The 11,088-nt window shown below is 64.7% G+C and carries 11 protein-coding genes; 2 read left to right on the top strand and 9 right to left on the bottom strand.

The genetic code is table 11. The features are described 5' to 3' along the window. The first annotated feature begins 424 nt into the window (after window positions 1–424). Window positions 425–1,624, top strand: coding sequence for a sn-glycerol-3-phosphate ABC transporter ATP-binding protein UgpC (gene ugpC / locus OXI69_05510; GenBank protein ID MDE2665586.1), 1,200 nt, complete (start codon window positions 425–427; stop codon window positions 1,622–1,624). On the opposite strand, the gene OXI69_05505 is transcribed toward ugpC, so the two are convergent. The 9 genes from OXI69_05505 to OXI69_05465 form a co-directional block, all read right to left on the bottom strand. Continuing rightward, on the bottom strand, window positions 1,564–2,514 hold the full coding sequence (locus OXI69_05505) for a peptidyl-alpha-hydroxyglycine alpha-amidating lyase family protein (GenBank protein ID MDE2665585.1): 951 nt from the start codon (window positions 2,512–2,514) through the stop codon (window positions 1,564–1,566). The genes ugpC and OXI69_05505 overlap by 61 nt on opposite strands. A gap of 85 nt (window positions 2,515–2,599) precedes the next feature. After that, entirely contained in the window at window positions 2,600–2,722 is a 123-nt protein-coding gene (locus OXI69_05500; GenBank protein ID MDE2665584.1) for a hypothetical protein, read from the bottom strand. A gap of 35 nt (window positions 2,723–2,757) precedes the next feature. Continuing rightward, window positions 2,758–3,786 (bottom strand): zinc-binding alcohol dehydrogenase, encoded by a 1,029-nt coding sequence (locus OXI69_05495; GenBank protein MDE2665583.1) that lies wholly within the window; start codon window positions 3,784–3,786, stop codon window positions 2,758–2,760. A 153-nt stretch (window positions 3,787–3,939) separates the two neighbouring features. Further along, window positions 3,940–5,145 carry a hypothetical protein gene (locus tag OXI69_05490; GenBank protein MDE2665582.1) on the bottom strand — a complete coding sequence of 402 codons (1,206 nt, stop codon included), beginning with the start codon at window positions 5,143–5,145 and terminating at the stop codon, window positions 3,940–3,942. Further along, a complete protein-coding gene (locus tag OXI69_05485; protein ID MDE2665581.1) occupies window positions 5,121–5,825 on the bottom strand; it encodes an ABC transporter ATP-binding protein in 705 nt (234 codons plus the stop codon). The genes OXI69_05490 and OXI69_05485 overlap by 25 nt, the downstream gene beginning before the upstream one ends. Window positions 5,826–5,837: 12 nt before the next feature. Beyond that, window positions 5,838–7,115: an ABC transporter permease gene (locus OXI69_05480; GenBank protein ID MDE2665580.1), complete on the bottom strand. Its 1,278-nt coding sequence runs from the start codon at window positions 7,113–7,115 to the stop codon at window positions 5,838–5,840. After that, complete coding sequence (locus OXI69_05475) at window positions 7,112–8,371, bottom strand: ABC transporter permease (GenBank protein MDE2665579.1); 1,260 nt, start codon at window positions 8,369–8,371, stop codon at window positions 7,112–7,114. The genes OXI69_05480 and OXI69_05475 overlap by 4 nt, the downstream gene beginning before the upstream one ends. A gap of 6 nt (window positions 8,372–8,377) precedes the next feature. Next, on the bottom strand, window positions 8,378–9,172 hold the full coding sequence (locus tag OXI69_05470) for an outer membrane lipoprotein-sorting protein (GenBank protein ID MDE2665578.1): 795 nt from the start codon (window positions 9,170–9,172) through the stop codon (window positions 8,378–8,380). Between the two features lie 30 nt (window positions 9,173–9,202). Then, entirely contained in the window at window positions 9,203–10,465 is a 1,263-nt protein-coding gene (locus OXI69_05465; GenBank protein MDE2665577.1) for a hypothetical protein, read from the bottom strand. 155 nt (window positions 10,466–10,620) lie between these two features. Between OXI69_05465 and OXI69_05460 the strand changes: the two genes are divergently transcribed. Next, complete coding sequence (locus OXI69_05460; GenBank protein ID MDE2665576.1) at window positions 10,621–10,893, top strand: hypothetical protein; 273 nt, start codon at window positions 10,621–10,623, stop codon at window positions 10,891–10,893. The last annotated feature ends 195 nt before the right edge of the window (window positions 10,894–11,088 follow it).

The following is an 11,088-nucleotide window of genomic DNA, read 5'->3' as shown; positions in this document are numbered from 1 at the left end:
GGGAGTGAAGCCGGGAGTGCTCCTTCGGTCGGGCTCCGCCCTCCCTGCGGAGCACGCCCGCTCGTTGCCCATCGACCCCCTTGGAGATATGCTTAGCCCTACATAAAGAAGACTGGCCGTGTAAACCATGTTTGCGGTTTATTGTGTAAACCATGAATGGATTGCACAAGTTCTACTGGAAGCCTTGTGCAGGCCTCAATCACTCCCCCCTGGAGGGGGAGTCGGTGAGACAAGGGCTCCGCCCGCAGTCGAACCGGTGGGGGGGACGGTATCGGCGAGATCGCCACATAGGAGATTCAGCCCGCAGTCGAACCGCTGGGGGGCCAACCCGGCGTCCCCTGAGTGAAGGTCAGCGGCTCGTTGGCGGCACCGGTGTGGCGCTCGCTTCCCAATCACGCCAAAAACCTGACTGGCGCACAAGCCCATGGCCGAAATCAGGCTGAAAAATCTGACCAAGCGGTTCGGCGAGGTGACGGCGGTGGACGACCTGAGCCTGGAGATTGCAGACCGGGAATTCCTGGTGCTGGTGGGGCCCTCGGGCTGCGGCAAGAGCACGGTGCTGCGCTGCATTGCCGGTCTGGAAGAGTTGACGGGCGGGGAAATCTTTATCGGAGACCGCCGCGTGAACACCCTCTCCCCCAAGGACCGGGACGTGGCCATGGTGTTTCAGAACTACGCCCTCTATCCCCACATGAACGTGCGGGAGAACCTGGCTTTCGGCCTGCGCCTGCGAACTCCCCCGCATGGCCCCCTGGCCTGGATGCTGGACCGCCGGGCCTGGAAGGGGAAACGCGAGGGCATCGAACGGCAGGTCCAGTCGGTTGCCCGGATGCTGGAGCTTGAGGAAGTGCTGGGGCGGCGTCCCAAGCAGCTTTCCGGCGGACAGCGCCAGCGGGTGGCCCTGGGACGGGCCATCGTGCGCGAGCCCAAGGCGTTTCTGATGGATGAACCCCTGTCCAACCTGGACGCCAAGCTGCGGGTGGCCACCCGGACCGAGCTGGTCAAGCTCCACCGCAGGCTGGGAGTGACCACCGTCTACGTGACCCATGACCAGGTTGAGGCCATGACCATGGGGGACCGCATCGCCGTCATGGACCAGGGCATCCTCCAGCAGGTGGACACTCCCCTCAACCTCTACAATCGGCCGGCCAACCGGTTTGTGGCCGGTTTTCTGGGATCGCCGGAGATGAATTTCCTGGAAGGGCGGGCGGTCGCCCGGGACGGGGAGCCTTGGTTGGAAACCGCGAGTCTGCGGCTGCCGCTCTCGGAACTCAACGTTCCCGGGGACTGGAGCGGCCGGCAGGTCACGCTGGGCATTCGCCCGGAACATGTGCTCAAGTGCGGGTCAGGGCCGGACGGGACCTCAAGCCTTGTGCGGCTGGAAATCGAGGTGGAGGTGGTGGAGCCGATGGGCAGCAGCGTCCTCTACTATCTCAAGGCCGGAGTCCATACGCTGCTGGCGCTCTGGGGACCTGAAGCGGCGGGCCTGCCCCCACCCGAAAGAGTGAGTCTGGATCTGTCCAAGGCTCACCTGTTTGACAAGGGTAGCGGGCGTTCCCTCTGTCAGCCGGAGGGGCCGGCCACGAACTTCTGGACCCGCCGGCCCAGCACGTCACAGACGTAGACCTCACCGGACGGGGCCACCGCCACGTCGTGGGCCCAGTAGAACTGTCCGTCGTACCTCCCGAAGGAGCCCCACAGTTCCAACACCTTGCCCTCGGGACTGAACTTCAGGATCCGCTCCTTTTTGTCCCGATGGACCAGGTCCCCTCCGTCGGCCACGAAGATCGAGCCGTCGGCGCCGATGTCCAGGCCCCAGGGGCGGCGCATGCGGGGGCTGCTCCAATGGCGGAGCAGGGTCCCCTTGCCGTCGAACACCTGGATGCGCTGGTTGCCCCGGTCGGCCACGTAGACCTTGCCTTGGCCGTCGACGGCGATGCCGTGAGGCGTGTTCAGTTGCCCCGGCCGGTCGCCCTTGCTTCCCCAGTCCATTAGAAATCGGCCCTCGGAGGAGAATTTGGCCACCCGGCTGTTCACATAGCCGTCGGCGACGTAAATCTCCCCGTTTCGGGCCACGGCCACGTCGGTGGGCTTGTTGAAAAGCACCGGACCCAGGCCGGGAGTCCCTCGGGTCCCCAGGGTCATCAACAGCTCTCCTCGGGGACTGAACTTGAAGACCTGGTGGTGGCCCACGTCCACCACCCAGACGTTGTCCCAGGGATCGACCTCCAGGCCGTGGGCCGCTTCGGTGAACCGGCCCTCGCCCCAGGAAGCCAGCAGCTTGCCGGATTGGCCGTCAAGACAGAGGATGGGCGGGTCGGTGCGCTGGAAGATGAAGACACGATTTCGTGAATCCACGTCCACCCCGGCGACCCCGGCAAAGGGGGCCCCTTCGGGCGCTTGAGGCCAGCCGTGCACGACCCGGTATTTCGAGGCGGCAACAGGGTCCAGGCCGGGCCGCAGAGCGATTCCCGCCAGCACCGCAAAGGCGGCCGCCAACCACAAACGTTGCACGGACGGCTCCTTTCTCAAGTGTCTCGGACGTGCAGGCCCTGCACGTCAGGCTCGATTTCCAATGTCAGTCCGGTTCCGACGTCGGTCATTGCCGATCCAAGCGGTTGCCTGTGGATGCCAGAAAGTGACGGGCCAGCAAGCCCAGCACCAGTAGGGCCGCGGCCAGGGACAGGGTGTGCAACAGGCTCAGCAGCCAAAGGGGAACCATAGGCGGACCCTTAACGACGCGCTCCTCACCGGGTGTCAGTCCTCCCAGGTGAAGAGGACTCCCAGCATGTTTTTTTCCCGATGGTAGATCATCTCGTAGGCTTCCACCATCCGGGAGTAGTGGAAGCGGTGGGTGATCAGCTTCTTGGGTTCCAGCGAGGTGGTCTTCATCAGAAACAGCATGTGCTCGGCGGCTCGATCGTTGGAGAAGCGGTTTTCCATGGTAGAACCGGCGCCCCCGTCCGGATAGAGATACCCCGTCGGTCCCGATACGGCGTGCAGCGAGATGCCCCGGGTGTAGAACAGGGACATGGACAACGGATTGAAGTCCAGATCGGTTTCCCCCCGCCCCAACAGGCTGACGATGGACACTCGGCCGTGCTGCCGCACAATCTCGAGGGCGGTGCGGTAGGCGGGCCAGGGATTGGCCGTCAGGATCACCAGGTCGATGCCGGAGCCTCCGGTGACCTCGCCCAGCTTGGCTTTCAGGTCCGGGTCGTTGTAGAGGAAGCCCTCGTGAGCCCCCATCCGCTGGGCCATCTCCAGGCGGGTGGGACTGTTGCCGATTGCAATCAAGTGCGCACCGAACAGAGGCCCCAGGGCCACCGCTCCCAGACCCAGCGTTCCCAGTCCGACCACCGCCACGTTTTCGCCCGGCTCGAAATGAGCCTTGCGGTAGCAGAAGGAGCTGAGCGCGTAGAGGTGAGCCCACACCGCGTCCTCGTCGTCCACCCCCTCCGGAACCTTCACCATGCTGGCCGCCTCGTTGGTAATGTATTCCGACTGGTGGGGTTGCCGGGTCACCACCCGGTCCCCGACCTGAACCCGACGGACCGCACTGCCCACTCCCATCACGATTCCCAGGTTGCTGTCTCCCACCCAACGGGGATACACCGGGGCTCCGGGGACGTGTTCGGCCCCCTCGTAGTTGCCTCGGTCGGTCCCGATCTTCAGGGCGCTCACCCGGGTCCGGATCCAGACTTCGTCCGGCTTCAGGTTGCTGGTGTCCAGGGGGCGCTCTTCGATGTGCAGGTCTCTGGGTCCGCGAAGGTTGGCGATTTTCATGGCGGCTCCTTTGAATTCTCCGGATGGGTCGGGGGGCGTCAGCCCCGGTATTGGGGACCATCACCCGCGCTGGGGTCAGTCGGGGCGCGGCGTAAGTCTATCACGGACGAGGGCGTCGTCAGGAGCAAGCCCGGGGATGGCCCTCTCGGCCCTTCAGAAGTAAATGCTCAACGAAAGGTAGGCGGTGGTGCCGAGGGCGCCGTACTCGGAGGCCGGCGGTCCCTCGGAGCCCGGTGAGACCTCGCCGAATCCCTTGAAGAGGCCGCCGGTGATGGTGACTTCGTTGCTTGCCGAGTAGGAGAGGCTTGGAGCCAGCAGGGAGCTGCGGTCGTTGAGATTCCAAAGCCAGAGCAGCGACAGGCTCCATAGGGGATGGAGCTGATATTGAGCCTGGGCGGCGGCCTGGTCGCGCCCCAGCACCTGCAGCTCGCCCCGAGTGAAGGCCTCGGACTCCAGGACCGACGAGGTTTCATCGGAGCCGCCGGCTCCCAGGCCGTCGTGCTGGTACTCGGCCACCAGGTAGAGATCCCGGTTGGAGAGGGTGAGGCGGCGGTCGATGCCCAGCGTTCCTCTCAGCACGGTTTCACCACCTATCCTGCGCAGCGATGCCTCGCCGCGCAGCGCCACCGGGCCCAGCGAGCCGGAAACGGCCCCGGCAGCAGCAGGCTCGTCGAAAAGCGCTCCGGCCCAACCCGAGATTTCCCAGTTCTTCCAGGTGGTCAGGCCTCGCCCCAGGGCGGTGATCTCCCTGCCTTCGGCCGACCGGGTGGGCCGCACCACCACCTCCACCTGGCTGAGGGGGCCAGGGTGGAATTGCAGGCGGGCGGCGTCGATGCCTCCGCGGTAGGCGCGAAAGGGGTCGGCGGGGTTAAAGGGAGAAAAGGGGTCGGCCGGGGTGAGAAAGAGCGTGGTCGCCCAGGATGCCGTCTGTCGCCCCAGCGTCAAATCCAGATTCCCGGTAGGCGCCCAGCTCAGGTTGAGGCGATCGAAGCGGTGCTGCCAGCTCACATGATCCTGCTCCCAAAGGTTCCACTGGAGGTCCAGCCAGGGTCGGGTTTCGGGAAGGCCGGCGATCGCAAGGGCTCGCGAAGTCGGCTGCCGGTTCAGGCCGAGGGTGTGCTCGTAAGCGATCTCCAGGGAAAGGGGGCCCCAGCCAGGCTCGCTCATCAGCCGCAAGCGGTTGAAGTCGCCGAAGAACCCGGCACGGGAGGGCGTCGCCCGGCTCCACAGGGGAAGGTTGTGATAGTAGCCCCGGATCTGGGGTGTCTGGGCCGCTGCCGGTCCGGGGCCGCCTTGGGTTGCCCCCAGGGCCAGGAGGAATGCCGCGGAAACTGTTATTCGCGCCGGGGCTCTTGCCATTGGTCAGAGGCTATCTTACCGTCGACCAGATGGATCAGGCGACGGGACCGTTCCATCAGCCGGGAGTCGTGGGTGGCGAAGAGAAAGGTGGTTCCAAGGTCCCGGTTGAGCTCCTCCATCACCGTCAGCAGGACGTCGCTGGCGGCCGAGTCGAGGTTGGCGGTGGGCTCGTCCGCCAGAACCAGGGCGGGTTCTCCGACCACCGCCCGGATGACGGCCACCCGCTGCTGCTGTCCCCCCGACAGCTTGCCGGGACGGCGGTGCTCCAGTCCTGCCAGTCCGGTGCGCTGGAACAGTTCTCGGACCCGACGCTCTCTTTGGCCGCGTTCCAGGCCGCGCAAAAGCAGCGGGAACTCGGCGTTCTCCAAGGCCGAGAGGACCGGCAGCAGATTGTAGGACTGGAAGATGAAGCCCAGCTTCTCCAGGCGCATCCGAGCAAGCTCGCGACTGCTCATCCGGGTCAGTTCCAGTCCGTCCACCCACACCCGGCCGTCGCTGGGCCGAGTCAAGCCCCCGATCAGATTGAGCAGGGTGGTCTTGCCCGATCCCGAGGGTCCGGCCAGCACCACGAACTCTCCGGGCTGGATGGTGAGGGTGACCCCGCGCACGGCCCGCACCTCTTCCGCTTCCTGATGAAAGACTTTCCAGACCGCTTCGGTACGCAGGGCCGGGTTGCCCACGATCTCGCTCCTTCAGCGCTCGAACTTCATGGTTTCGGCAACATCGATGCGCATGGCTCTCAGGGCCGGGTAGAGGGAGGACAGCATACCAATGAGGAAAATGAACGACAGCCCCTGCACCATCCGGGCTACCCGAAAACGGGGAACCACCACCGGGTCCATCACCACACCGGAGAACGTCCACTCATTGTCCATCATGGAGGACAGATCGAGTCCCTCTCCCCAGAGAAACCAGGTGACCGACAGACCCAGGGCGATGCCGATAGTCCCACTGAGGACGGTCAGAATCAAGCCCTCCACCAGAACCAGGCTGGCCGATTGGCCGGGAGTCAGACCCAGGGCCTGAAGCACGCCGAACTCCCTCCGCCGGTACATCACCGACATGAGCACCGTGTTGACGATCCCCAGGGCAATGATGCTGAAAAGGATCCCCTGAAAGAGGTAGTTGGAGAAGTCATCGATCTTCACGGCGGCATCCAGCTCCGGCAGGGATTCCCGCCAACTCAATATCTGCAGCTCTTCCGATCCGGGTAGCTGGGAGAGCCCTTGCTGCAGTGAATGCCGAGCCTGAGGCACCTGCTCGCTGTTTGCCAGCAGCAGCCCCAGGGAGGTGATATCGTCGCCGCAGCCCAGCCAGGCTCCGCCGGTGGAAAGCGGAATGTGCAGGAGCGAGCGGTCCACCTCGGGAATGCCCGTGCGAAAGGTCCCCACCACCCGAACCAGCTGGCCGGCGATTTCCCCATCGGCATCCTGGGCGGTGAGGACGAACTTGGACCCCAACCGTAGATCGAGAGCCTCGAGGAGCCCGATTCCCACAAAGGCGGCCAGCCGGTCTCCGGGTCGGAGGTAGCGGCCCTGCCGCACTTTCTCGTCCAGGACGGAAAAGGCGGCCTCGACGCCAGGGTCGACCCCCAGGATGCGAGCCGGTCGCGCCCCGGCCGCGGAACTGGCCATGCCGGTGACGGCGAGCCGGGGGACCATGGCATGGATTCCTCCGGGGAGGCCGCCTTGGCGCAGGGCCTGCTCCACCAGGGCTCGGGATTCCGAAGGCATCCTGTCCTTCAGGGCTCGGCTGTCCTGAAATCGGTTTGACTGGATCGTAAGGTGCCCGTCGGCCATGCGCGCGGCCGAGTCGATCCACTGCTCGTGGGTTCCGTCCCCCAGGATCAGGCTGAATATCAACAGGGCGCCACCCACAATCATGGAGGCAGCCGTCAGCAGGCTGCGCCTGGCCTGTCTTCTCAGGTTGCGCAGAGCCAGCTTGGCGATGACGGCGGTCTTGGAGCTCATAGGCCGGAGAGTGTGTCCGCCGGTGGCAACCATGCGGCTCGCGCCGCCGGGTAGAGACCGGCTGTCACCGCGGTCACCAGCAGCGCCAGGCCGGTCCACAGAGACACGGGGAGGTTGTACTCGACCCTGAGAACGGGACGAATCAGCGCTCCCAACATGGTGAGATCGCCGTAGATCCAGCTCAGGTCGATCGGATAATGGTGCCACCAGGTGATGAGCGGCAAGGTGACGGCCACGCCCAGGACCAGGCTGATCCATCCCAGCGCGGTGGCTTCCGAAACCACCGTGAGCAGTATCTGGTGGGGCCTGGCTCCCAGAGCCAGCATCACCGAAAACTCCCGCCGTCGTTCGAAAGTGGACATGAGCATGGTGTTGGCGACGCCGAAAAGCGCGATGGCAAAGACGATGATGACCACGATCGAGTACCAGGAATCCATCAACAGCGCGTATTCCAGCATTTCGGGCCGCAGCCCGGTCCAGTCCAGGACCTCCATCTCCACACCCAACGGCGCCAGGGCGGCAACCAGGCGCCGGCCGGCTTCCGGAGCCAGCCAGGGATCGGCGGTGGAGAGGGCGATCTCGTGGATCCTCCCCGCATCGAGAGCCAGCAAGCGCTGCAGCGACCGGATCGGGACCAGGGCGAAGGCACCGTCCAGGTCCGCCATTCCCGTCCGGTAGAGACCGCTTACCCGGAAGACGTCGTTGCCCATTGAGCCGTCCGCCGCGGGAGCCACCAGGATGATCTCGCCACCGACCTGCAGTTCGAGCCGGCGGGCCATCTCGGTTCCAATCATCAGTTCGTTGGCTGCCGGGTTTGGGGCCCGCCCTTGTGACAGAGAATTCATGAGACGGCTGACCCCGGGCTCGCGATCGAGGTCGATGCCCATCAGCATGCCGCCCCGGGTGGATTGCCCGGAACTCAACAGCCCTGCGCCGTAGACGCGGGGTGCGGCCGCGACCACGGCGGGATCTTGGGCCGCCGTCCGGATTACGGCTTCGAAGTCGGATCCGGAACGGCCCCCGATAGTCTCGTAGAGGCTGCGGTCCGGCCTGTAGCGGGGCGAGTGGATCTGTATCTGCCCGGTCATCAGGCCGGTGCCGTTCTCGATCATCTCCACCTTGAGTCCGTCTGCAAAGCCGACCATGAAGATGACGGCAAAGTAGCCGGCCGCCAGGCCCAGGGCCGTGATGAAGGTGCGTCTCGGGTTGCGCCCGAGATTGCGCCAGCCAATCAGCCACCAGGAAGGAAGGGCCATGACCGCTTACCTCCCGCGCCGGAGCGTCCGCAGAGAGAAGAAGGACTTGTCGATGTCCAGGTTGAACTGCAGCTCGTCGTAGCTCACGCTGGTCCGCTCACCGGGCTTGTCGTGAGGTTGCATGTCCATGTGAGCCGGAACCAGGCGGCCGCCCATGCGGCGGAAATCACTGAAGGTGAGGGTGCGGACCAACGCGCCCTCTTCGTCGAAGTAGCGGGCCTGCAAGGGCATGAAGTCCCGTTGTCGGACCCGGTATTCGATCTTTCCCCACACCACGGCGGCTTCCGGTCTTGGGGTCAGGGTGAATTCCCAGAGCTTGACGGTTTCGCGAGTTCCTTCAAAGGTGGTTTCGATCTCGTAGTCCTCTACCAGGCGGCTCTCCTTGACCAGGTCATCGTTGGTGAAGTGGGACCCCATCCACGACCCCATCATCATGGAGGCGGGAATCTTGATGGTGCGATCCACCTTGGGCAGGTAGTTCCAGATATCCCTGGAGGCCTTCAGCGTGCTGGTGCCGGCTTCCTTGGCGGGAGACAGGACCCGGACCAGGGAGTAGTCGGCGCCCAGGGACCAGACCTCCATGGTCAGGCTCCGTTCCCAATGACGGGTGATCACCCTCATGGTGGCCACGCCGCGGCTGGAGGTCCCTCTCAACACGCGGTCCACCCGGTCGATGATCGCCCGAGGCGAATGCCGATCGTCGGCCGTCAGGCCGGGGGGCATCAGGGTCATCGCCAGCAGCCAAAGCCCCGGAATGTGTAATACGCGCTTGCCGCGAAGTTGGTGTTCGGTGAACTTCAACCCATTACCTCTCAATTCCCGCCTATTCGGTCACAACAGGCTGTCAGATGAAGCGGACTGCTTTTCGGAGGACAGGTCATCTCCCTGTGCAGTGCTCTGGAGAACCCCCTCTTTGACGAGTCTCTTCACCAAGGTCAGCTTGCCCTCCGCATCCAGACAGTCGGGCAGGTCCAGGACGCAGAACTCATCAGCCGTGGTGGCAAACTGCAGCGCCGGCCACACCCCGACCGGTAGCCTGAGCTCCCGGCCACAGAACCGGAGGACGCACGTCTCGCCGTCCGTCGCGACTTCGGTGAGCAGCCCGACACGGCGTCTTACCCGTGAGCCCTGCGCCAGCCGATCTCGGTGGAGCCGTTGGCCAAGCAGGTCGGTGAACAGCGGTACGTCGGTGGCCAAGACCTCGTCCGCAAAGCGGCGCCATACGACCTCGGGGTCGAACTGTGATTGCAGCAACTCCAGCTTCTCGCTGAACAGGCGCTTTCGCTCGGACGCAGGGAATCCCTCGCGAGTGAACTCGCGAGGGAGATTGCGGCGAAGCGATTCTTCCCCAAGCGCCGCCGCGGTGACGCTCTCGACGAGGAACTCCGCCCACGTGAATGCCGTTAGCCCGAGCGTAATGTGCAAGGACGCCTGCCCCGTCGAGCGGGCGGAGTGCATCAGACCGCGCGGAAGGTAGAGGGCGCTGCCCGGCCTGAGTTCGAACTCATCGCCAACGTTGCCCGGAGGCGTGCCGGGTTCGAAGCGCTGGCCGCGCATCGGCAATTTTACCTTGGTGTCGTAGATCGACCAGCGCTTCGTGCCGCTGATCTGCAACACGAAGACATCGTGGACATCCCAGTGCGGGGCGAATCCCTGCGCGTCGGGCGGCGTGAGATACACGTTGGTCTGGACTCGCGACGAAAAGCGACTCCCGAGCGCGACGCACAGCCGCGCCAGCGTCGGCACGCGCGTATGGAGCTGATTGAAGATGACGGTCGAGCCGTTGTCGAAGTGCCTCGCGACCTCGAGAGGCTGGACCCTGCCGGCACCGTTCACGTACTCGCGGGAGGCGACGTCGCCGTCATCCCGTACCAGCTTGATGTCCCGATGACCGGCCGAGTGAGTGCCGAGCACGATGTCGAGGTCGCTTACCGAGAGGAGTCCGGCGTAGTACTCGGGCGCCTTGCGCCGGATGTGAAGAAGCCTCTGCTCGTAGAAATTGTTTTCGAACTCCGCGGTCGGCAGCGGATCGATGAGCCAGGCGTACCAGTTGCGGTCGATCGCCTGCCCTGCCCGGGTTTGGTCCGTCGTCATCTCAGCACTCCGTGCGTAGCAACCGATGGTACGTTGTTGTCACTCATTGGTCCCGCGGCTCCGGTGGCGGCTTGACAACCATGGCACGCATCACTAGCATCGCGCTACTAGCATATTGAGACTCATTCTCGGTTTCCAGTCTTAGGAGCAATGTAATGAGCAGATCGGAGAACAGCAAGCTCGGCGCGACTCGTCCCGGATCGCCGACGGCACTGACTGACGAGGACATCAACACTGTCCGGGTCGATCGCCGCTCGTTTCTCTCGCGTGCGGTCGCGGCCGGCTCGATCGCGGCGGCTGCCGCCATGGCGGCGGCCTGCGCCAGCGGAACCGATTCCGACGGCGAGGGCGATGCAGGTGCGCCGCCGGCTGACTCCGACCAGGAGACTGAGGCCGATCAAGCGACCGATTCCGACCGCCAGCAGTAGGAGTCTGTGCCGGACAACGGCGCTGATTCCTGCATCGAGCCCACATTGCCTTGCCCTCTCCCCGCAAGGCGCCTCGCCGCTCCCCGCGGCGCCCGTATCGCCACAGGACACTAGTGTCCTGTAACAGAAATAAGGTTACCATCTCCGATGGAGGTTCCACCGGGGAACGGTCGGTAGGAGAGGACCGTTGCGGTT

The sequence above is a fragment of the Acidobacteriota bacterium genome (assembly GCA_028875575.1).
Lineage (GTDB): Bacteria > Acidobacteriota > Terriglobia > Versatilivoradales > Versatilivoraceae > Versatilivorator.
Note: the sequence above shows the minus strand (reverse complement) of the source record. Positions and strands in the feature narration are given on the sequence as shown.

Excerpts from the sequence above, each read along its gene's own strand:
- ugpC (MDE2665586.1), top strand. The coding sequence starts at position 425 with ATGGCCGAAATCAGGCTGAAAAATCTGACCAAGCGGTTCGGCGAGGTG.
- OXI69_05500 (MDE2665584.1), bottom strand. The coding sequence starts at position 2,722 with ATGGTTCCCCTTTGGCTGCTGAGCCTGTTGCACACCCTGTCCCTGGCC.
- OXI69_05495 (MDE2665583.1), bottom strand. The coding sequence starts at position 3,786 with ATGAAAATCGCCAACCTTCGCGGACCCAGAGACCTGCACATCGAAGAG.
- OXI69_05490 (MDE2665582.1), bottom strand. The coding sequence starts at position 5,145 with ATGGCAAGAGCCCCGGCGCGAATAACAGTTTCCGCGGCATTCCTCCTG.
- OXI69_05480 (MDE2665580.1), bottom strand. The coding sequence starts at position 7,115 with ATGAGCTCCAAGACCGCCGTCATCGCCAAGCTGGCTCTGCGCAACCTG.
- OXI69_05475 (MDE2665579.1), bottom strand. The coding sequence starts at position 8,371 with ATGGCCCTTCCTTCCTGGTGGCTGATTGGCTGGCGCAATCTCGGGCGC.
- OXI69_05465 (MDE2665577.1), bottom strand. The coding sequence starts at position 10,465 with ATGACGACGGACCAAACCCGGGCAGGGCAGGCGATCGACCGCAACTGG.
- OXI69_05460 (MDE2665576.1), top strand. The coding sequence starts at position 10,621 with ATGAGCAGATCGGAGAACAGCAAGCTCGGCGCGACTCGTCCCGGATCG.